We start from the raw sequence: 21,007 nt of genomic DNA on the forward strand, positions 1-21,007 counted from the left end.
ATCCCGGTCCCGCACGAACGGCACCGACTTTCGTCTTTAAGCCCTCAGCCCTTCACCTGCTCCGCCGATATCCAGCCGTTAGCGACGCCGATCTGCGCGATCTGTTTCGCGACCGCGCCGGCGAGGCGCTTCGCATCGTCCGATACGCCGGCGCGTTTCGTTTCGCTTATGCCGTGCAGGCCCGCGCCCGCCGCGGCCGTGGTCGCGATGCTGCCGGCGGCCGCGCCCACCCCGGTGGTTTCGGCGATGCCCGGCATCCTGCCGCTGTCCGCATCGGCGGTGAAGCTCTGCACGAGACGCGCCGCGCCGCCCGCCGGCTGGTAGATGATCCGCACCGAGCCCGTCACTTCGCTCTTGCCCGCGCCGAGGCCGATCAGCGTGCGACGGCGGCGATTGCCGGAGTCGATGGTGTCGAAGCTGCCTTGCACGAGCAGCACGTTCTGATCGGCGGGCACGGGGCCGTCCGAGCGTGCCGCGTGCAGACCCATCGCCTGCAACTGGCGCACGATTTCATCGGCGGTCTGCTCGCGGACCTGGGCTGCATCGGCGACCTGCTGCTGTTGCGCCGATGAACCCGACAACTGCGTCTTCAGCTTCTGCAGCATGCCGCTATCGAGTTTGACCTGGCGCGGATCGGCGTCGAACGTCGAGACGTAAATCGTGTCCGGGTGCGCCATCGCCGGTACGCCGGCTGATGTGCCGGTTTGCGCATCGCGCTGCGCGGCAACGGGCGGATTCATCGCGCTCGCGTTCGTGATCTGCGCGCCGGCGCAACCGCTCAATAGCGCGCTGCCACAGACGAGTGTCATGCAGGTGAAACGGGCCGCATTCTGTTTGATGAAGTTCATTGGGTTCAACATGATGATCCTGTCGTCGGCACCGGGTGCCGGTCGGTTCGAAGCCATGCGCCGATGATCGGGCAACCGTGGGATCGTCGATCATCGGCGAAGGGATTCGCACGTGGAGCACTTCGATCGCATGCGTCGTTGATTCGTACGCACCGGCAGCGAACGAAGTATGGGCGCGTGGTGCGCCGGACGCCATTCGACAATTATTTCGCGCGATGTCGCGGCGAAATGCGCGCGAGTGAAGGTGTGTCGAGGGCACGGTCGCAGCAGCCCGCGACGTAAAAAAGAACGGGCGTGAGATGAAAGCGCCTACGCGCGAGCAGCGTGAGCCGTAGGCGCAGCGGTCCATGCGAACCGGCACGGATCAATACGGCGTACGCGTCGAAGTCGTCGGCATGCGCAACGCAATGAGCGTCCGCACGGATGCGCCACGATCAATTCAAGGCCAGCTTGATGATGCAGCACAGGACGAACACGAGCAGGGCAGCGGCAATGGCCAGGTTCAACGGATAGCGCATTCTTCACCCTGCCCGGACGTTTCGGTGCTCCTATCCTAGTCACCTGGGGGAAGATGAAAAGCGCCAGTGAAGCGCCAATGTGGGACAGCCAACGTAGCGTGCCGAAGGGCTGCGCGATGCGGCGGAGGGAGCGCTTCCATGCGAGGACGGCCGATCGTAATGGCCAGTCTTGCGCCGAGCATGAAGCGAGTAAGCGCCGCATACCACGCGACGCTTTATTCCATCCAAACATGCAGCCACGAACGGCCGCGCAAACCCGGCACCTCCACTCGACGCATCGGCTCAGTGCGTCGGTGCAGTGCGGCGACTCAATGCGACTGACCGGAAGACTGCCCCGACGGCATGCCATCCGGCATACCATGCGATACCTTGTTTGCCACGGCGAGGTCTTCCGCGAGACTCGTGCGCAGCGTGGCGATTGCCTGTTCGGGATTCGCGGGCTTCAATTGTTCGCGAGCCAGCGAGTCGTAGACGTAGTGCCGCAGCATCGGGTCCTGCGTCTTGCCCAGCACGTCGCGGTACACCGCGACGATTTCGCTTTCATGACCGCTCAGCGCATAGAGACGGCGCAACTGTTCGAGATCGTGGATCACCGCGAAGTTGGCGCCGCCCGGACCCCTCATCTGACCATGGCCGCGAAACGGCGGCGGCCCGTCGCCATGCATCGCGCCGGGCGGTGGGGGCGGCGGATCGTCGGCGCAGGCGGCCGTTGCGATCAGGCCGGAAACCGCGGCGAGCGCCGCGCAGAATAGGGCTTTTTTCATCATGTCGCTCCCGTCGAGAACGGTGCCGGCGCCACGATGGGCCGGTCCAGCCGCAACGATAGTCGACTCGATGATTCGTCGGGTTACTGAAAGCGCTGCGGTAACTTACCGGGCCTTGCATCGGGGGCGGCGCGTCAGGGTGAGTCCGCTGGCGCAATGCGGCCGGATAGAGCATGATTGAGCGCGATGTGCCGTGCACCCCCCAAACCCAGCTTGCCGTGGTGGCTCGTGCGGCACACGCCGTCGCCAGGTCCCGATGCCATGCTTATGCGAGGTGGCCGCGCACCGGCGGCGTCCGTTCAACCGCAAGGAGGATTTCGCATGGACCGACCCGAAGCCGCCAATCCGTTTGGCGATCTCACGAAAATGCTCGAGCAGTTCAAGCTCCCCGGCTTCGACGTACCCGCCATCATGGAAGCACGGCGCAAGGACATGGAAGCACTGGTTCAGGCGAATCAGACGGCTTTCCAGGGCATGCAGTCGCTCGCGCAGAAACAGGCCGACATGCTGCGCGCAACGCTGAACGAACTGCAAGCGCTGACGGCGCAACTGTCGACAGCGGGCGCGTCGCCGTCGGCGAAAACCGCGGAGCTGGTCCAGCAGAGCCTGCACAAATCGCTCGCCGATATGCAGCAACTCGCGCAGGCCGCGTATCAGACGCACGCGGAGTCGTATGCGGTCATCGCAAAACGCGTGGAAGAAAACGTGCAGGAGCTGAAGTCGCTTTTGCAGCAGCAAAAGAAATAACCGCGAAGCAAGCGGCGTTGCGCGCTTCGACGTGCGCTTCAAAGCACGCTTCGAACACCCATGCCGCGGATGGCGATCGTGCCATCCGCGGCATTTTTTTGGCCTGATATTTTGGCCGATATAAGGTCTGATAAAAGGCCCGAAAAAAAGTCCGACAGCAAGCCGTAGAAAGCGCCCGTAGTCAGAGGAATACACGCGTCGGACCCAGTTTATTAAGAGAACGCTTACATGATCCGGGCAAGCTTCGAGCGGTCTCTATTTTTTATGCAGCCCTTCCCGGATTTTCCGTGGCCGTTTGCTTTAAACGTCATATAAAACAGAAAAAGACGGCAAAGTACTGTTCGTAAAAGGTTTCGCTATCGTCAGTCAAACGAAGTCGAACGTACTGATCGCGCGTCGCGGTTTGAATCGCGGCGCAAACGATTGCCGCGTGCCGTCCGCCTCGCTAAAGTTTCGCCCCATCCTTCCGTAGACGCATTCACGCAACCGATCGGCGTGAAGGCAAGCCGGTTCCGCCGGTCAGGTGTGCGCCCCTGGTTTCGCGTTTGTGGCGGCTTCATGCAGTCACGGGCGTTTCATCTCGAAGGAAATCTCTTGAAACCGATGTTTCTTACCCGCATTGCCTGCGCAATGCTCGGGGCGAGCTGCGCATTGCCGTTCGCCGCGCACGCGACACTCGGCCAGAACGTCAGCACCGTCGATGGCGATCAGTCGCACCTGCACGCCGTCGCGCACGCGGCCACCACGCAGGGCGCGTACTCGGTGCATCGACTGACGTTGCCGTCCGGCACGCAGGTGCGCGAGTACGTCGCGCAAAACGGCATCGTGTTCGGCGTCGCGTGGGACGGCCCGACCTTGCCCGATCTCAAGGCGATGCTCGGCGCCTCCTTCGACGTGTACGTGGCCGCCGTCGCGAACCGGCGCGGCACGCCGCTCGCCGTGTCGAACAGCGACCTCGTGGTGTTTTCGAGCGGCCATCTGCGTGCGTTCACCGGTTACGCGTATCTGCCGCAGGCGCTGCCCGCGGGTGTCGATGTCGGCGTCATTCAATAACGGAGCGAATCATGCGATACAGGTCTTCGTGGATGACCCTGCTGGGCGCGGCACTCGCCGCACTGATCGTGAGCGCATGCGGGGGCGGGGGCGGTGGCTCCGGCGGCGCGAGCAGCACAGCCAACTCGGCCAATTCGGGCAACTCGACGGCTTCGTCGAGCAGCCCGACCGTGACCAACACCTCGCCGGCGCCCCAGGTGCTTGCTGCGAATGCCGTACGCGTGACGGTCGACTCGGGCGTGAGCAACGTGCCGAACATGCCGTTCGTCAGCATCACGATCTGCGCGCCCGGCACGAGCGACTGTCAGACGATCGATCACGTGCTCGTCGATACGGGCTCGTGGGGCGTGCGCGTATTCGCCTCGCAATTGCCCGCGTCGATGAACCTGCCGCAACAGAAGGACGGCGCGGGCAACCTCGTCGCCGAATGCATGCAGTTCTTCGATGGCTATACGTGGGGCGCCGTGAAGCTCGCCGATCTGCGGATCGCCGGCGAAACGGCGGCGTCGCTGCCGGTCCAGGTGATCGACCCGAACTACGCCTCGCTGCCCGCCGATTGCGCGGCCGTCGGCGCGTCGCGCAATACACCGGCGGCGTTGCAGGCCAACGGCATTCTCGGCATCGGCGTGTTCAAGCACGATTGCGGCGGCAACTGCGTGCAGCAGGCGATTCCCGCGACGTACTACGGTTGCGGCGCTTCGGGCTGCACCTCGATTCCGCTTGCCGAGAACTATCAGGTCGCCAATCCGGTGCCGTACTTCACGACCGACAACAACGGCTCGGTCCTGAGTCTGCCGACCGTGAACGGCGGCGCGCCGTCGGTATCGGGGCAGCTCGTGTTCGGCATCGGCACGCAGAGCAACAACGCGCTCGGCAATGCGCAGGTGATCGGCGTGAGTCCGTCGAACGGCACCTTCACGACGGTGCAGAACGGCACGACGTACTCGCACAGCATTCTCGACAGCGGCTCGACCGGACTCTTCTTCCAGACCTCGTCGATGCAGGCCTGCGCGAGCCCGAATAGCGCGTACTACTGCCCGGGTTCGACGCAGCAGTTGAGCGCGATGATCGAGGGCGTGAACGGCGTGACGAGCGCGGTGACGTTCGGCGTCGCCAATGCGACCTCGGTTGCGCAGACCTATAACGGCGATGCGGCGCTGCCGCTGCTCGCGGGACCGGCGTTCGTGACCTCGGCGGTATTCGACTGGGGGCTGCCGTTCTTCTATGGCCGCAACGTGTATGCGGCGATCGAGCAGCAGGGGACGCCGGGCGGGACCGGGCCTTATGTCGCGTATTGAGCGATGGCGCGGAGGGCATGCGCGAGCCTGTGAGCGAAGGCCGCGCATCGCTGCATGAATAAAACCCGCTGCTGGTCGATCCGGCAGCGGGTTTTTTTATGCCGTCGTCGTGCGCGAACTCAGGCGTTGTCGGCGTCGAGTCGATGCGGTTCGTGCGAGGGACCCGCCGCGGCGGCTTCGTTCACGGCGGCTTCGTCCTCGCTCGCAGGCGTTGCCGGCGGATCGGTGGCCCGCGTCTTCTTTTCTCCCGCCGCCGCGATCACGTGATGCACGAAGCGCAGCTTTTCCACCACCGGCGCGGCGAGCGTGAACGGGTAGCCATCGGCGATACCGAGGCTGCGGTTCAGGCTGTTCAGCGCATACGTGAGCGGAAACCAGCGCTTGAGCAGATTGTCGAAGCTCGCGTCCTCGACCGGCGTGCGGTCGGTCAGCGTCGGTTCGCGCGGATCGTCGGGCAGCAGCGCGAGGCCGTACGTGCTCGCGGTATCGAGCACGTCGACGATCAGCAGATAGTGCGCCCACGTCTCGGCCCAGTCTTCCCACGGATGCATCGTCGCGTACGCGCTGATATACGAGGCCTGCCAGTCGGCCGGTGCGCCGTCGCGATAGTAGGCTTCGAGCGCTTCGCCGTAATCGGCGCGTTCGTCGCCGAACAGTTGGCGATACGGTTCGAGCCGGCTCGGCTCGTTTTCGATCAACTGGCTGAAGTAGTAATGCCCGGTCTCGTGGCGGAAGTGTCCGAGCAGCGTGCGATACGGTTCGCCCATCGCGGTGCGTACTTTCTCGCGATGGGCGTCGTCGGCTTCGGCGATGTTCAGCGTAATCAGCCCGTTGTCATGGCCCGTCATCACGCGCGCGCCGTCGTCGCCGTCGGCGAGGAATTCGAAGGCGAGGCCGTGCTCGGGGTCCGCGTCGCGCGACGTCACGTCGAGCCCGAGTTCAGCAAGCGTGTACAACAGACGCCGCTTCGCGACTTCGAGCCGATACCAGTAGAGGCGGTTCTCCGGTTCGGCCAGGTTCGGGATCGTGTGCGTCAGATGACAGGCACGGCACAGCGTGTCGGGCGAGGCGTCGGGAATCATCCAGTTGCAGACATTTTCGACCGCATAGTTGTGGCATTGGCGGAACAGCGTGCCGTCCGCGCGCGGATGCAGGCTGCGCCAGCGGCCTTCGCCGGCGGTCTCGAACGCGCTGATTTCCTTGAGATCCGGAAGGTAGCCGAGCAGGGACTCGCAGCGTTCGCAGCGGACGTTCTCATAGAACACGAGTTGCGAGCAGCGATTGCAGTGGAAGGTTTTCATCGGTCGGACCCGGTGGTGAAGGCGGCCTGAAGAGGCATGAGTCACGTTCATGAGCGGTTCATGAGCGAAAGCCCGCCGCAATCTTCATGCCGCGATTGCCAGAACTCACTGCTTTAACGCACAGTACGTACATGATCGTGCATCGGCGGCGCGCCGCTTTGGTGCACGGTTCGATGGCGCACCGCGGCAACGCGCGGTGCGTGGCGGGAGTGTTTCGCGAGAGATCGCGGTTAACCGGATAGAGGTTAGATCGAAGTCCAGCGCAACATGATGAAAGTCGCCTCGGGGCAGCGAGACTGGGTAGCGAGACCGGGCGGCGAGCTCAGGCAGCAGCGAATGCAACGGCAGCAGATGCAACAGCAGCACACGTCAGCACAACGCAATTCATGAAGCACCAGGCGGTTCAGGTAGCGGTTGTCGCTCAACGGCATAGAGCTTGCTTTCTGGCGGGCTGCCCATCTTCGTCGAGGAGTCCGGAGTGTCCATTCGCGTCGCGTTGCATCACGTTACTCATTACCGCTACGACAGGCTCGTCTCGCTGTCGCCCCAGGTCGTGCGGCTGCGGCCCGCGCCGCACTGCCGTACGCCGATCCTGTCGTATTCGATGCGGGTCGAGCCGGAGCGGCACTTCATCAACTGGCAGCAGGACGCCTTCGCCAACTATCAGGCGCGGCTCGTGTTTCCCGAGCCGACGCGCGAATTCAAGGTGACCGTCGATCTGGTCGCCGAAATGGCCGTCTATAACCCGTTCGATTTCTTTCTCGAACCGTCGGCCGAGCAGTTTCCGTTCGACTATGCGCCGGAGCTTGCCGCCGAACTCGCGCCGTATCGCATCCAGCGGCCGATGACGCCGCGCTTCGCCGAATTCGTCGCGAGCATCGACCGCACGCCGGCCGGCACCGCGAACTTTCTCGTCGCGCTCAATCAGCGGCTGCAACACGAGATCCGCTATCTGATCCGGATGGAGCCCGGCGTGCAGACCCCCGAGCAAACGCTCGTGAACGCTTCGGGTTCGTGCCGCGATTCGGGCTGGCTGCTCGTCGAGACGCTGCGGCAACTCGGCTTCGCGGCGCGCTTCGTGTCGGGCTATCTGCTGCAACTCGCGCCCGACGTCAAAGCGATCGACGGCCCGAGCGGCACCGAAGTCGACTTCACCGACCTGCATGCGTGGTGCGAAGTCTATCTGCCCGGCGCGGGCTGGATCGGGCTCGATCCGACCTCGGGGCTGCTCGCGGGCGAGGGGCATATTCCGGTTGCGTGCACGCCGGAGCCGGGCAGCGCGGCGCCGATCTCGGGCGCGGTCGACGAATGCGAGGTCGAGTTCGGCCACGCGATGTCGATCGAACGCGTGCTCGAAACGCCGCGCGTGACGAAGCCGTACAGCGAGGAAGTCTGGAGCGACGTGCAGGCGATGGGCGCGCGGGTCGACCGCGAACTCGCCGGAATGGACGTGCGCCTCACGATGGGCGGCGAGCCGACCTTCGTGTCGGTGCGCGACCGCGACGCCGCCGAATGGAACACCGATGCGCTCGGGCCCACCAAACGCGGCTACGCGGTCGCGCTGATGGACCGGCTGCGCGAGCGCTACGGCGCGGGCGGCTTCCTGCATCTCGGCCAGGGCAAATGGTATCCGGGCGAGCAGTTGCCGCGTTGGGCGATGTCGCTCTACTGGCGCGCCGACGGCGAGCCGTGCTGGCATAACCCCGCGCTCTTCGCCGACGAACGCGAGCCGGGCCGCTATACCGCCAGCGACGCGCAGCGCTTCATCGCGCATCTGGCGGACAAGCTCTCGGTCGACAAGAACTGCATCGAGACTGGCTACGAGGATACCTGGTACTACCTATGGCGCGAGCGCCGCCTGCCCGTCAACGTCGATCCGTTCGATGCGCGCCTCGACGACGAACTCGAACGCGCGCGTCTGCGGCGCGTGTTCGATGCGGGCCTCAGCCACCCGACCGGCTACGTGCTGCCGCTCGGCCGCGCACGCGGCCTGTCCGGCTCGACGCCGAAGTGGGTCAGCGGCCGCTGGTTCTTCCGCGACGAGCGCATGTACCTGATTCCGGGCGATTCGCCGATGGGCTACCGCTTGCCGCTCGACTCGCTGCCTTGGGTATCGGAGACCGACTATCCGTATCAGCACGCGCACGATCCGTTCGCGCCGCCGCAGCCGTTGCGCACGGCCGCGCAGTTGCGCCTGCAATACGAAGGCGTGCGCGAGCAGGCGGGGTCCGCCGAGGCAACGGCCGAGGCACGCCAGGCCGCGGCGTTGTCGCTATCCGCGGCGGATGTGCTGAGCGGCGTGCCGGGCGGCACCGTGCTGGCCTATGCGCCACGCGCCGACGAGGCACAGCAAGACGTGCAGGCGCCGGCGCGCGGGCAATCGTCGGCGGATACGCTGCGCACCGCGCTCTGCGTCGAGGCGCGCGACCCGAAACGCGCGGCCGGCCCGAAGGCCGAAACGGATTCGTTCGGCAGCGGCCATACGCTGCTGCATGTATTCATGCCGCCGCTGACCGATCTCGACGATTATCTCGACCTGCTCGCCGCAGTCGAAGCGACGGCCGAAGAACTGAAGATGCAGGTCGTGCTCGAAGGCTATCAACCGCCGCGCGACGCGCGCCTGAAGGTGTTGCAGGTGACGCCCGACCCCGGCGTGATCGAAGTCAACATCCATCCGGCCGCGAGCTGGGAGCAACTCGTCGATCACACCGAGTACCTGTACCGGTCGGCCGAGCACTGCTATCTGAGCAGCGAGAAGTTCATGCTCGACGGCCGCCACACCGGCACCGGCGGCGGCAATCACTTCGTGCTCGGCGGCGCGACGCCGGCCGACAGTCCGTTTCTGCGCCGTCCCGATCTGCTCGCGAGCCTGGTCGCGTACTGGCATAACCATCCTTCGCTGTCGTATCTGTTCTCGGGGATGTTTATCGGACCGACGAGCCAGGCGCCGCGTATCGACGAGGCGCGCAACGATCAGGTCTACGAACTCGAAGTCGCGTTCGCCGAATTGCAGCGGCAGATCGATCTGCTCGGCGGTCGCGATAGCGCAAGCCTGCCGCCGTGGATGATCGACCGCGCGCTGCGCAACATCCTGATCGACGTGGCCGGCAACACGCACCGCGCCGAATTCTGCATCGACAAGCTCTATTCGCCCGACGGCCCGACCGGCCGTCTCGGCCTGCTCGAACTGCGCGGCTTCGAAATGCCGCCGCATGCGCGCATGAGTCTCGTGCAGCAACTGCTGCTGCGTGCGCTCGTCGCGCGTTTCTGGCGCACGCCGTACACGCAGCGCCTGACGCGCTGGGGCACCGAGCTGCATGACCGCTTCCTGCTCGGCACCTTCGTCAGGATGGATTTCGACGACGTGCTCGCCGATCTCGGCGAAGCCGGCTTCGCATTCCATAGTGCGTGGTTCGCGCCGCATTTCGAATTCCGCTTCCCGCTGGTCGGCGAGATGGTCGTGAGTGGCGTCGATCTGACGATCCGCAACGCGCTCGAACCGTGGCACGTGATGGGCGAGGAAGGTGCCGCCGGCGGCACGGTGCGCTATGTCGATTCGTCGGTGGAGCGGCTCGAAGTGCGCGCGCTCGGCTTGAACGGCAACCGCCATGTGCTGACCGTCAACGGCGTGCCGGTGCCGTTGCAGCCGACCGGCCGCGTCAGCGAGTACGTGGCCGGCGTGCGCTTTCGCGCGTGGTCGCAGGCGTCGGCGCTGCATCCGACGATCGGCGTGCATGCGCCGCTCACGTTCGATCTCGTCGATACATGGACCGGCCGCTCGCTCGGCGGATGCCAGTATCATGTCGCTCATCCGGGCGGGCGCAACTACCAGACCTTCCCGGTCAACGCCTACGAGGCGGAAAGCCGGCGGCGCGCGCGCTTCTTCGCGTCGGGTCACACGCCGGGGCCGCTCGCGGTGGGCACGCCGCGGCGCAGTCTCGAGTTTCCGTTCACGCTCGATCTGCGCCGCCGTTGACAACGATGGACTCCTGACCTCACACGACCTTGGCCTTTCAATCGACCTTGCCCTTCGAAGCGTCCGCGCCGCACGCGGACGCTTTGTCCCTGTTGCGGTTGCTGCCGGGTCATGACGGACATTGGGACGAACTGCGCGACGCGTCCGGCGCGCTGCGCGAACCGTGGCGGCAGTTCTTCGCGCTGCTCGGCGAAGACGGCATCGCGCGGCTCGCGGACCATAACGCGTCGATCGCGCAGCAGATTCGCGACAACGACATCAGCTACAACGTCTATGCGGACAACGGCAAGTCGCGGCCGTGGGCGCTCGGTCTGCTGCCGTTTCTGATCAGCGAGGCCGAGTGGGCGCAGATCGAGCGCGGCGTGAAGCAGCGCGCGCATCTGCTCAATGCTATCGTTGCCGACATCTACGGCGCGCGCACGCTGCTCGAACGCGGGCAATTGCCGCCCGCGCTGGTCTTCGGGCATCCCGGCTATCTGCGTTCGGTGACGGGCTTCACGCCACCGGGCGGGCAGTACTTGCAGGTCGTCGCGCTCGATCTGACGCGCACGCCGAACGGCGAGTGGAGCGTGCTCGCGCATCGCACCGAGGCGCCGTCCGGCCTCGGCTATGCGCTCGAAAACCGCCTGATCGTCTCGACGCTGTTCGCCGGGCCGTTCCGTGCAATGCGCGTGAGCCGCCTCGCGCCGATCTATTCGCAACTGATCGCGACGCTCGTGCGATCCGCGCAGGCAACCCTGGGCAACGCAGCGAACGCCGGCGATGCCGATGCATCATCTTCTGATATATCGCCGCATATCGCGCTGCTCACGCCGGGGCCTTACAGCGAAACCTATTTCGAGCACGTGTTTCTCGCGCGCTATCTCGGCGTCACGCTGGTCGAGGGCAAGGACCTGACCGTGCGCGGCGACCGGCTCTATCTGAAGACATTGACCGGGCTCGAACGCGTGCACGTCGTGCTGCGCCGTCTCGACGACGCGTTCTGCGATCCGGTCGAGCTGCGCGCCGATTCGACGATCGGCGTGCCGGGCCTGTTGCAGGTGATGCGCGCGGGCAATGTGATCGTGTCGAACGTGCCGGGCGCGGGCTTCGTCGAATCGCCGGCGCTGCACGGTTTTCTGCCGGGCATTGCCGAGGCGCTGCTCGGCGAGGAACTCGTGCTACCCGGTGTGCCGACCTGGTGGTGCGGCGAGGCGGCCGCGCGCGAGCATGCGTTCGAGCATCTCGACACCGCCTTTATCGTGCCGACATGGCCGCTCGCGGGACGCGACGCGCCGCCGGGCATCGAGCAGGGCGCGCAGCCGCTCGCGGCCTGGCGCGAGCGCATCGAGGCGATGCCCGATACGTTCACGATCCAGCAGGAGCAGCGCTTCTCGTGTACGCCGCGCTACGAGGCCGGCACGATCGGCGGCCGGCCGTCGGTGCTGCGCGTCTATGCGATCGCCGACGTCAACGGCGGCTGGCACGTAATGCCGGGCGGCTTTACGCGCATGGCAGCCGAGCGTCAGACGACCGTGTCGATGCAGCACGGCGGCAGCAGCGTCGATACGTGGGTGCTGTCGAGCCAGCCGAGCTCGACGTTTACGCTATTGCCTTCGCCGATGCAGCCCGCCGACCTTTCGCGCCGGCATCGCACCGTGTCGAGCCGCGCCGCGGAAAACCTGTTCTGGGCCGGCCGTTACGGCGAGCGCGCGGAAAACAACGTGCGGCTGTTGCGGCTGATTCTCGGCTCGCTCGAAGGCAACGATGCCGATGCGATGTTTCCGGCGCTGGTCGAACTCGCGACGTACTGCGGTCTCGTGCAGCCGGGCGATATGGCGTCGCCGCATACGCCGCCTTCGCCGCAGACCTTCGAGCGCGTGCTCGTCGCGAATCTCGCCGGCAGTGCGGGCAGCGTCAGCATCAGCCAGAACCTGAGCAGTCAGGCGCGCGCGAACGGCGAGGTGCGCGGAAGATTGTCGAACGATCACTGGCGCGTGATTCTCGCGGCGCGTAATGACTTCGAGGATGCATTGCAGGCGTTGTTGCCGGTGTCGAGCAACGGCAATAGCAACGGCGGCGCGAGTGGTGCGCGGAATGGCGCGGCGGGTGGCACGACAGGTGGCACGACGAATAGCGCAAGCGCCAATGCCGCCGATCGCTACGACCGCGTGACGCTCGCGAACGCGCTCGAACATCTGTCGGTACAGTTGTCGGCGATCAGCGGCGCGCAGGGCGATCGCATGACGCGCGACGGCGCGTGGCGCCTGCTGTTCGTCGGCCGCCATATCGAACGCGTCGCGACGATGACCGCATTCGTTCGCGGCGTCGCCGCGCATGGTCAGCTTGCGACGCCGGCCGGTTTCGATCTGCTGCTGCAACTGTTCGACAGCACGCTCACGTATCGCTCGCTGTATCCGGGCCGTTTCGAAGTGCCGGCCCTGCTCGATCTGCTCGTGATCGAACCGCACAATCCGCGCGGCATTTACGGCGTGTACGAACGGCTGCGCAAGAAGCTCGATGAAATCACGGCGACGACGGACAGCGCGCGGCACCGGCCGTTCGCGGAGCTATTGCCGCCCGTCGAATTGCTGCCCTCGCTCGAATCGCTGTGCGAAGTCGACGAGCAAGGCGCCTACACCAGCCTGATTGCGCTGTGCGATCAGATCGGCGGCTTCGCGAATGCGGCCGCGCATGAAATCAGCGCGCGTTATTTCAGTCACGCGACCACGGTCGCCTCGCAGGTGTGGGTATGAAGAACGCGCCGACCGTGCTGTCCGTTTCGCATCGCACGACTTATCACTACTCGACCTATGTTGAGACCGCGCAGCATCTCGCGACGATCCGGCCGCTCGCGTGCCCGTGGCAGCGCGTGATCTCGCGCAGCGAGCGGATCGAGCCGCAGCCGTCGTATCTGCATAGCCGTATCGACGCGTTCGGCAATGACGTGCTGTACTTCGCGCTCGATACGCCGCACGAATGCTTGCAACTGGTCAGCGAAACGACGGTGTCGCTGACGCCGCGCTGGACCGATCTCGATGCCGAGGCCACGCCCGCGTGGGAAACGGTGGCCGATGCGCTGCGGTTTCGCGTCGGCGGCGAGTTTCGGCCCGAGGTCGAGTTCTGTTTCGCGTCGCCGAATATCGCCTTGCGGCCGTCGCTGCGCGACTATGCGTTGCCGAGCTTTACGAGCGGCCGGCCGCTCGTGGCAGGCGCGATCGATCTGATGCAGCGGATTCACGCGGACTTCGCCTATAAGCCCTCGGCGACGCTGTTCGATACGCCGGCCGAGCGTGCCTTCGAACTGAAAAGCGGCGTATGCCAGGATTTCGCGCAGGTCATGATCGGCTGCCTGCGCTCGCTCGGCTTGCCCGCACGCTATGTGAGCGGCTATCTGCGCAACGATCCGCCACCGGGACAGCCGAAGCTCATCGGCGCCGACGCGTCGCATGCATGGGTTTCGGTGCATTGCCCCGGCAGCGGCTGGATCGATCTCGATCCGACCAACGACGTGCTTGCCGATCTCGATCATGTGACGCTCGCGATCGGCCGCGATTACAGCGACGTGTCGCTGTTGCGCGGGACGATTCTCGGCGGCGGCGCGCATCGGATGGAAGTGGGGGTGACGGTGCTAGGGCTAGAATGATGCAACCGTTTCCACCGTACCTGCGATGATTTCCACCCAGTACATCAGCCGTATTTCACTGCTGCGCGAGAAGGTCGAGTCTTTCGAGCGCTATCCGTTTTCCTTGCCCGCGATTCACTCGTTCGAGTCGCTCGAACCGCATCCGAAGGTGACGTTCCTGATCGGCGAAAACGGCTCGGGAAAATCGACGTTTCTGGAAGCGGTGGCGGTTTCGATGGGCTTCAATCCCGAGGGTGGGACGAAGAACTTCAACTTCGGCACGCGCAACTCGCACTCGAATCTCGCGGACTATCTGCGCATCGCGAAGGGTATCAAGCGCCCCAGGGACGGGTTCTTTCTGCGCGCGGAGAGTTTTTTCAACGTTGCCACCGAGATCGAAAACCTCGACTCGGAGCCCGGACCGGGCGCGCGCATCATCCACTCGTACGGTGGCCGCTCGCTGCACGAGCAGTCTCACGGCGAATCGTTTCTGACGTTGCTGATGAACCGCTTCGGCGGCAAGGGGCTGTATCTGCTCGACGAACCCGAGGCCGCGTTGTCGCCGCAACGGCAACTCGCGGCGCTTGCCCGAATTCACGATCTCGTCAGCGACGACTCGCAATTTATTATCGCGACGCACTCGCCGATCCTGATGGCCTATCCCGATGCAACGATCTATCACTTCGATGCAAACGGCGTGTCGCAAATGGCGTATGAGGACACGGAGCACTACCAGGTCATGCGCGCTTTTCTGATGAACCCGCAGCGCATGCTCGACACGTTGCTAGGCGGCGAATAGCGCGTATTTGCTGCGCGCGCGAGGACTCGCGGCAAGTCCCGTTACGCGCTCTGCTTGTGCGTCTCGCGCGATGGAATCGTCATGGCGGCGACGCCGGCAACGACACACGCCAGTCCGAGCCACGCCGACGTGGACAGCGATTCGCCGAGCAGCGCCATGCCGATTCCCACGCCAATCGGAACCCGCAGATAGGCTTGCGCGGTCGTGCCGACCGAGCCGAGCGCTTGCACGAGCCGAAAGTAGATGACGAACGCCATGGCCGTCGAAAAGACCGCGAGCGCGGCTAGCGCCATGAGCGATTGCCATGAAGGGTGAAGCGTCCAGGGGCGATCGACGACCAGACTGACGGGCGTGAGCAGTATTGCGCCGGCAATCAGCGAGCCCGCCGCGGGCGCGGCCGGTGAGAGTCCTTTGAACGAGCGACCGTAAATCGCCGCGCCTGCATAGCAAACCGTCGCCGCGACGATCGCCAGTTGCGGAATCAGTTGATGCCCGAGTCCTTCGAATGCGCTTACGCCGACAACGAGGCATATGCCGGCGAGTCCCGCGACGACGCCGAACAATTTGCGGGGTGTCAGCGGTTCATGGCGCGTCATCATCCAGGTGCCGAGAAATGCGAGTACCGGTGACGCGGAATTGAGAATGGTCGCCAAACCCGCTTCGACCGAACGTTCCGCCCACGCGATCAGCGTGAAGGGAACCACGCTGTTCAATAGCGCCTGTACCAGGAAGCGGCGCCATGTCGCGAGGCCGCGCGGCATCGGGATGCGTTGGACTTTCATCCAGAACAGGAGCACCGATCCGGCGATCAAGGTTCTCGCCGCGATGAGCGTCAGCGGGGGAATCGTGGCGACGCCGATCCGGATGAACGTATAGGACGCACCCCATAGCGTCGAGAGCGCCAGAAGCAGGGCGAGTTCGAGAGCGGTGTTTGGGCCGTTCGCCGTGGTTGGTTCGGTGCGGGGCAATTCGGTTTCGCCTTGACGGTGTGGGTATGAGCGATGCGCGTCGTGGTCCGCCTGTGGAATCGAATTATGCGTGTGTCCTGATGTGGATGTTTCAGTGTGGAGTGAAATGCGGGTGGGGGTTGGTTTGGTTGTCTTGCATGCTTTGAGAAACGGTATGACGGTGGTTTTCGCTCTGCTCGCTCTGTAAAAGCGATGGACGGGGTGCTCCGTTCGATAACCCGGTTTCATCGATTGATTTGATAGTCCGCCGTTGTCGAGGCAGTGACGACCTCGCCGCCGTGGTCGGTGAGGTCGCCGAGCCGAAAAAATTCAGGCCGCTGCCTTGGGTCAGTTTTTCTTCGCGGGGACGATTTCAGGCGTGCGCGGCAACGGTGGCGCACCGGGCAGATCAAAGCGGGCTTCCCATCGCCGGGTGCCGTCGGGGTCGGCATGGTCGGCGCCTGGCACATTGGTGTGCAGCGAGGGAGGCGCGGGATTACGCAGCACACGTAGCACGCGATTGACGAACACGTAGGGTTCGGGAAGTCCCTCTTCAGGCGCGCCGAGGCGGGGGAAGTCGCCTGCGCGGATCAGCAGGCATTGGCCGACCCGCTCGATGCCAATGTCAGGCCGTGCCAGTTCGGCTCGCACGGCGGCTTCCCCGCCGAGGCGGTCGACGAACAGGTCGCCGATGAGGGTGTACCAGTTCACGCCCTTGATGAACCCGTAATGCCCGACTTTGGCGCCGGGACGAAGGTCTTCATAAAGCGCCGTCATGTGGTCGGTCGATTGACCCTCGTACGACATGGTGTCGTATTCCATATCTTGTATGAACGCGTAGCTGTCGATTTCCAGTCCGCTGAACCGCTGCGCAAGCGCCCACTCCTGCGGCATGTACTCGTGGAAACTGTACGGCAGGATGGATGAGAATCCGCCGTAGCCGCCCCGCACCGGAAGCTGTTCGCAGACGAAGCGCAGGAACGCCTCGTAGCTCCGGACACCTTCGGGCGTGTTCACGAAATCCATCGGCATCCAGAATTTGAGGTAGGACAAGCCACAGTCCTGCCCTTTCTTCACGAAAAATCCTGACGGATCGGTATAGTCCTCGGCTACCGCCACATCGGTCAGCGTCTTGATCTGATAGGCTGCGGCGCTATCCTCATCGATCGCGCTGGAGCGTACGACCTCAACCTTGATTTCGGGCTGAGTTTCCAGAATTGCCCGGCGCATCGCTTCGACCCCGCGTGGCGTCTTCCGGCTGAAGCGGCCGTCATCGCCATTCCTGCCGCCTTTCAAGTAAGGGCCAAACAGTTGCTCGAAACGGTCGAAGCAGGCGAGCAGTCCGCGGCGTACATCGGGCTTCGAACCGCGCTCGAAGAACACCGTGCCGATTACGCCGGGGAAGATCACCAGCCCGCCCCGGTTGTCGTGCTGACATAGTTCCTCGCCATAGCGGCTGAAGGCTTCCGCCGGTGTCAGCACCGGCTTTTTACGGGAAGAATTCATCATGTGATCCATTTGAAGTAAAAGAAAAATTGGGTGGGCTGGTCAGTGCCGCCATCAGCGCCGCGTCGCCCGCTGTCGCGGTGATCGCCACCAGCGCGGCCAGCGCGCCGACCAGAGCCTGCGTCAGCACGACGGGAACGAGAACCCCATCGATGACGAGGACAACCACGGCCATCCCCCCGGACATGGTGATGCACACCTGTCCCCAGTCGATCTGCCGGAGTTGCTGGACGGTCAGGTCGGTCTGCTGTCTGATCTGCTGCCATGCGGCCTGCGGGACGGGGATCTTCGAGCGGAGCCGGGCGCGTAGCAGCAGCCTGCCGGCGACCTTGCCGAGGAATCCGGCGGCAATGGCCGCCTCGACCATTGCCTTTGCACGCTCCTCACCGCCCGAGACTTTCAGCACGGTCATATGGCGGTTATCGCCGGCAATGCCGAGATAGTCGCGCTCCTGGTTTTCGCCCCAGGTATCTCCCGGAAACTTGACCTCGACGAGCCTCAGCAGGTTTGGCCACTGCGCCATCCCGTCGTGATCGACCGTCCCGCGCCCTGGCCACCGGTTGCCCTCGTTCTCGACGATCACCACGTCCGGGCGGCGCACGTCTCCCGCAAGGCTGCCGGGCAGGGGAAACGGATTCTGGCTGTGACGGCGCCCGGGGGTGTCGCCATCGCTCTTGCTGAGAAAAGGAATTGGCGCTTTTGCATGTCTGCTTGTTATCCACGGCCGCATATCAAACGACACCTCGGCCTTGTACCGCCAGCAGAACTCATGTTTCCTCTCATCCGCGCGAATCGCCGCGCTCATCGCAATCTGCTTGAGCAGGCTCGTTCCCACGAGGCCATCCGGTCTCTGCACCCGCAGTACCTCGGGCCACCACATCGCCGAGCGGATTTTTTCTTCGAGGTAACCCATTGCCTGATGCGGAAGACGGACGTATTTGGGTATGTCCTCCCGAATGGTCACGGTTGTGTCAACGGGAATCATCTGTGGTGCCATTAATACATGGTCTCCTCTTCAGTTGAGCTATTTGGTGATGTTGGTTGGCAAACAATCTCCGTCCCGCCATCCGCGAAGGAAAGCTTGCGGATGGGTTCTCCTCAATCGCGAATAGGGAGCAAACCGACATATGGCCTGCGATCGTTCCCAACTTCCCGCAGAAAAGCAACGACACGATTTTGTCAATGAGTCGGAGATACCCTTGGCAAGAACGGACTCAGCCGTCCCGGAAGCCCACCGAAGTGCCGTGTCCTATGACTTTTGCACTAACTGCGCGTGGCACATCTGTGCTCAAGGCGATGATCTATTCATGACTGAAATTGTGAAAAATCCTTGAGTTTTAAGGCCGGAAAATATTCGCTAGAGCATCATTTCTTCTCCCGATGGCAAATGCGCTTGCCATATAGGTCACGATTCAGCACGACGGAAGAGACAGGGCTAACGACAGGAACGGCGATGTCCGCTATCGAGCAAGGCTCTTCAATTCACAAAAATCTTGACTCTGTGCGTATGCACATATAGACTGCTCAGCATGACCCGACCGATCTCCTACGACGAATGCAACTGCTTTGCGCTGCGCCAGGCGGCGCGGCACGTCACGCAAATCTACGAACGCCATCTCAGTGGTGTCGGGCTGACGGCTGCGCAGTTCACGATTCTCGCCAAGCTCGCGCGCATGCCGAATCTGCCGATGGCAGACCTTGCGGACGCAATGGTCATGGAGCGCACCACGCTGGTTCGCGCGATGAAGCCGTTGCAGCGCGACGGCCTCGTGGTGGCCGAGGCGGCGGAGCACGATGGCCGTACATTTCTGTTCAGCCTGACGGAAAAGGGCGAAGGGACGTTCGATCAGGCATCCATTGCATGGCGCGAAGCGCAGGACGAATTCGAAAAGAAGTTTGGCCGCGCGCGCGCCAAAATGCTGCGCGCCGAGTTGTTCAGCATTACCGGTTAGATTGCGCGGATCAACCCGCTTCGGCGGGTTTTCTTATACCTTTTTGTGTGCATATGCACTAACGTGCAACGAGCAGGAAAGTACCGCAATGGAAGCACTTTTCGACGACGACTGCTTTGCGATCCGCCAGGCGGCGCGCCACGTATCGCAAATCTACGACCGGCATCTGTCGAATGTCGGGTTGACCATTACGCAGTTTTCGCTGCTAGGGCGGCTCAGGCGCACAGGTCCGATGACGATGAAGCAGATCGCCGAGGCAATGCACATGCAGCGCACCACGCTGGTCCGCACGATCCAGCCACTGCGCCGCGATGGCCTCGTGTCGAGCGCGACGAGGGGCGCGGATGCACGCACGCTGTTGATTTCGCTGACCGCGACCGGTGCGGAGCGGCTGAGTGCGGGCCGCGCGCATTGGCACACCGCGCAAGCTGAATTCGAACACCGGTTCGGCGAGCAGCGCGCGGCTGCGCTGCGCACCGAACTGTTTGCGATCACCCGGGATTCGCTTTGACATCAACGCTAGAAGTCGCGGAGGCCGGCGCATGGCGCTGTTTTTTTAACCTGATAAGTGCATACGCACATATACGAACCATGTCCACTACACCTTCGACTGTCGCGCCGCCGAGCGCGCTGCAACCCGCCCGGCAGGTACGGCGCATTCCGTGGATGCTGCTCGCGGTTCTCACGGTCATTGTCGTTCTGGCGCTTGCTGCTTCGTACTGGTTCTTCGTCGGCCGTTTCGTCGAGACGACCGACGACGCCTACGTCGGCGGTGACGTGACCGTGATGGCGCCGAAGGTGAACGGCTTCGTCACCGACGTGCTCGTGCGCGACAACGAGTTCGTCCACGCGAACCAGGTGCTTGTGCGGCTCGATGCGCGCGATTACGAGGCCCGTCTCGCGCAGGCGAACGCCGAAGTGGAGAGCGCGCAGGCGGCCGTCATCGAACTGGAAGCGAAGAAATCGCTGCAACTCGCCTCGATCGGCGAGCAGGCCGCCGAGGTTCGCGCCTCCGGCGCCGAGCTGACGCGCAGCGCCGCCGACCAGACGCGCTATCGCGAACTCGTGAAAGACGATGCGGTATCGAACCAGGTCGTCGAGAAGGCCGACGCCGATCTGACGAAAGCGCGTGCCGCGGTCGATCGCAGCGGCGCGGCGCTGCTTGCCGCGCAACGCCAGATCGCGGTGCTCGACGCGCAGATTGACGACGCGAAGGCACGTATCGCGACCGCGCAGGCCGCACAGCGCGTCGCGGCGCTGAACGTCGGGTACACGACGATTCGTTCGCCGATCGACGGCTATGTCGGCAATCGCACCGCACGCGTGGGGCTGCTTGCGAACACCGGCGTATCGCTGCTGACGGTCGTGCCGGCGAGCGGTTTGTGGATCGACGCGAACTTCAAGGAAGATCAACTGAAGAAGATGCATGCCGGAGACAGCGTCGACGTCGATCTCGACGCATCGAGCCGGCAACTGCATGGCGTGGTCGAAAGTCTCGCGCCGGCTACCGGCGCAACCTTCAGCCTGCTACCCGCCGAAAACGCGACCGGCAACTTCACGAAGATCGTTCAGCGTGTGCCGGTGCGCGTGCGCCTCGATGTGCCGAAGGACATGCAAAACGTGCTGCGTCCTGGTCTTTCGGCGACGGTCAAGGTACACGTCGACGCCGGCAACGCGGCAACTCGGGGATAAGC

Annotated in this window: 16 protein-coding genes; 10 read left to right on the forward strand and 6 right to left on the reverse strand. The window is 64.0% G+C overall.

The genetic code is table 11. The features are described from left to right. Positions 1 to 44: 44 nt before the first annotated feature. A complete protein-coding gene (locus tag F3J20_RS03720) occupies positions 45 to 860 on the reverse strand; it encodes a DUF4410 domain-containing protein (protein ID WP_167282000.1) in 816 nt (271 codons plus the stop codon). Positions 861 to 1,674: 814 nt separating this feature from the next. Continuing rightward, positions 1,675 to 2,130, reverse strand: coding sequence for a hypothetical protein (locus F3J20_RS03725; RefSeq protein WP_167282061.1), 456 nt, complete (start codon positions 2,128 to 2,130; stop codon positions 1,675 to 1,677). A 321-nt stretch (positions 2,131 to 2,451) separates the two neighbouring features. Here F3J20_RS03725 and F3J20_RS03730 point away from each other — a divergent pair, with 321 nt between their 5' ends. The 3 genes from F3J20_RS03730 (at position 2,452) to F3J20_RS03740 (ending at position 5,228) form a co-directional block, all read left to right on the forward strand. After that, positions 2,452 to 2,877, forward strand: a complete 426-nt coding sequence (locus F3J20_RS03730; protein ID WP_167044562.1) for a phasin family protein — start codon at positions 2,452 to 2,454, stop codon at positions 2,875 to 2,877. Between the two features lie 603 nt (positions 2,878 to 3,480). Beyond that, complete coding sequence (locus F3J20_RS03735) at positions 3,481 to 3,930, forward strand: DUF2844 domain-containing protein (RefSeq protein WP_205193044.1); 450 nt, start codon at positions 3,481 to 3,483, stop codon at positions 3,928 to 3,930. A gap of 11 nt (positions 3,931 to 3,941) precedes the next feature. Beyond that, complete coding sequence (locus F3J20_RS03740) at positions 3,942 to 5,228, forward strand: DUF3443 domain-containing protein (RefSeq protein WP_167282002.1); 1,287 nt, start codon at positions 3,942 to 3,944, stop codon at positions 5,226 to 5,228. Between the two features lie 119 nt (positions 5,229 to 5,347). Here F3J20_RS03740 and F3J20_RS03745 read toward each other — a convergent pair whose 3' ends face one another. Further along, entirely contained in the window at positions 5,348 to 6,529 is a 1,182-nt protein-coding gene (locus tag F3J20_RS03745) for a putative zinc-binding metallopeptidase (RefSeq protein ID WP_167282004.1), read from the reverse strand. 478 nt (positions 6,530 to 7,007) lie between these two features. Between F3J20_RS03745 and F3J20_RS03750 the strand changes: the two genes are divergently transcribed. The 4 genes from F3J20_RS03750 to F3J20_RS03765 are packed head-to-tail and all read left to right on the forward strand — an operon-like array spanning position 7,008 to position 14,908. Next, positions 7,008 to 10,505 (forward strand): transglutaminase family protein, encoded by a 3,498-nt coding sequence (locus F3J20_RS03750; protein ID WP_167282006.1) that lies wholly within the window; start codon positions 7,008 to 7,010, stop codon positions 10,503 to 10,505. 29 nt (positions 10,506 to 10,534) lie between these two features. Then, entirely contained in the window at positions 10,535 to 13,240 is a 2,706-nt protein-coding gene (locus F3J20_RS03755) for a circularly permuted type 2 ATP-grasp protein (RefSeq protein ID WP_167282009.1), read from the forward strand. Further along, a complete protein-coding gene (locus F3J20_RS03760) occupies positions 13,237 to 14,130 on the forward strand; it encodes a transglutaminase family protein (protein ID WP_167044545.1) in 894 nt (297 codons plus the stop codon). The genes F3J20_RS03755 and F3J20_RS03760 overlap by 4 nt, the downstream gene beginning before the upstream one ends. A gap of 25 nt (positions 14,131 to 14,155) precedes the next feature. Next, the gene (locus tag F3J20_RS03765; protein ID WP_167282011.1) at positions 14,156 to 14,908 is read left to right on the forward strand and encodes an AAA family ATPase; all 753 of its coding nucleotides are present in this window, start codon (positions 14,156 to 14,158) and stop codon (positions 14,906 to 14,908) included. Positions 14,909 to 14,949: 41 nt separating this feature from the next. Here F3J20_RS03765 and F3J20_RS03770 read toward each other — a convergent pair whose 3' ends face one another. From F3J20_RS03770 to F3J20_RS03780, 3 genes are all read right to left on the reverse strand, one after another. Further along, positions 14,950 to 15,876 carry an EamA family transporter gene (locus tag F3J20_RS03770; RefSeq protein ID WP_167282013.1) on the reverse strand — a complete coding sequence of 309 codons (927 nt, stop codon included), beginning with the start codon at positions 15,874 to 15,876 and terminating at the stop codon, positions 14,950 to 14,952. A gap of 327 nt (positions 15,877 to 16,203) precedes the next feature. Beyond that, positions 16,204 to 17,364: a type VI immunity family protein gene (locus tag F3J20_RS03775; protein WP_240162693.1), complete on the reverse strand. Its 1,161-nt coding sequence runs from the start codon at positions 17,362 to 17,364 to the stop codon at positions 16,204 to 16,206. Then, entirely contained in the window at positions 17,345 to 18,358 is a 1,014-nt protein-coding gene (locus F3J20_RS03780) for a VRR-NUC domain-containing protein (protein WP_167282015.1), read from the reverse strand. The genes F3J20_RS03775 and F3J20_RS03780 overlap by 20 nt, the downstream gene beginning before the upstream one ends. Before the next feature lie 532 nt (positions 18,359 to 18,890). Between F3J20_RS03780 and F3J20_RS03785 the strand changes: the two genes are divergently transcribed. The 3 genes from F3J20_RS03785 (at position 18,891) to F3J20_RS03795 (ending at position 21,005) form a co-directional block, all read left to right on the forward strand. Then, positions 18,891 to 19,313: a MarR family transcriptional regulator gene (locus F3J20_RS03785; protein WP_167282017.1), complete on the forward strand. Its 423-nt coding sequence runs from the start codon at positions 18,891 to 18,893 to the stop codon at positions 19,311 to 19,313. Positions 19,314 to 19,401: 88 nt separating this feature from the next. After that, positions 19,402 to 19,824, forward strand: a complete 423-nt coding sequence (locus tag F3J20_RS03790; RefSeq protein WP_167282019.1) for a MarR family transcriptional regulator — start codon at positions 19,402 to 19,404, stop codon at positions 19,822 to 19,824. 80 nt (positions 19,825 to 19,904) lie between these two features. Next, on the forward strand, positions 19,905 to 21,005 hold the full coding sequence (locus F3J20_RS03795; protein ID WP_205299202.1) for an HlyD family secretion protein: 1,101 nt from the start codon (positions 19,905 to 19,907) through the stop codon (positions 21,003 to 21,005). The last annotated feature ends 2 nt before the right edge of the window (positions 21,006 to 21,007 follow it).

It is taken from the genome of Paraburkholderia sp. Cy-641, from assembly GCF_011752945.1.
In the GTDB taxonomy this organism is placed as follows: Bacteria; Pseudomonadota; Gammaproteobacteria; order Burkholderiales; family Burkholderiaceae; genus Paraburkholderia.

Excerpts from the sequence above, each read along its gene's own strand:
- F3J20_RS03725 (WP_167282061.1), bottom strand. The coding sequence starts at position 2,130 with ATGAAAAAAGCCCTATTCTGCGCGGCGCTCGCCGCGGTTTCCGGCCTG.
- F3J20_RS03780 (WP_167282015.1), bottom strand. The coding sequence starts at position 18,358 with ATGGCACCACAGATGATTCCCGTTGACACAACCGTGACCATTCGGGAG.
- F3J20_RS03795 (WP_205299202.1), top strand. The coding sequence starts at position 19,905 with ATGTCCACTACACCTTCGACTGTCGCGCCGCCGAGCGCGCTGCAACCC.
- F3J20_RS03785 (WP_167282017.1), top strand. The coding sequence starts at position 18,891 with ATGACCCGACCGATCTCCTACGACGAATGCAACTGCTTTGCGCTGCGC.
- F3J20_RS03790 (WP_167282019.1), top strand. The coding sequence starts at position 19,402 with ATGGAAGCACTTTTCGACGACGACTGCTTTGCGATCCGCCAGGCGGCG.
- F3J20_RS03760 (WP_167044545.1), top strand. The coding sequence starts at position 13,237 with ATGAAGAACGCGCCGACCGTGCTGTCCGTTTCGCATCGCACGACTTAT.
- F3J20_RS03730 (WP_167044562.1), top strand. The coding sequence starts at position 2,452 with ATGGACCGACCCGAAGCCGCCAATCCGTTTGGCGATCTCACGAAAATG.
- F3J20_RS03735 (WP_205193044.1), top strand. The coding sequence starts at position 3,481 with ATGTTTCTTACCCGCATTGCCTGCGCAATGCTCGGGGCGAGCTGCGCA.
- F3J20_RS03765 (WP_167282011.1), top strand. The coding sequence starts at position 14,156 with ATGATTTCCACCCAGTACATCAGCCGTATTTCACTGCTGCGCGAGAAG.
- F3J20_RS03745 (WP_167282004.1), bottom strand. The coding sequence starts at position 6,529 with ATGAAAACCTTCCACTGCAATCGCTGCTCGCAACTCGTGTTCTATGAG.
- F3J20_RS03775 (WP_240162693.1), bottom strand. The coding sequence starts at position 17,364 with ATGATGAATTCTTCCCGTAAAAAGCCGGTGCTGACACCGGCGGAAGCC.
- F3J20_RS03720 (WP_167282000.1), bottom strand. The coding sequence starts at position 860 with ATGTTGAACCCAATGAACTTCATCAAACAGAATGCGGCCCGTTTCACC.
- F3J20_RS03740 (WP_167282002.1), top strand. The coding sequence starts at position 3,942 with ATGCGATACAGGTCTTCGTGGATGACCCTGCTGGGCGCGGCACTCGCC.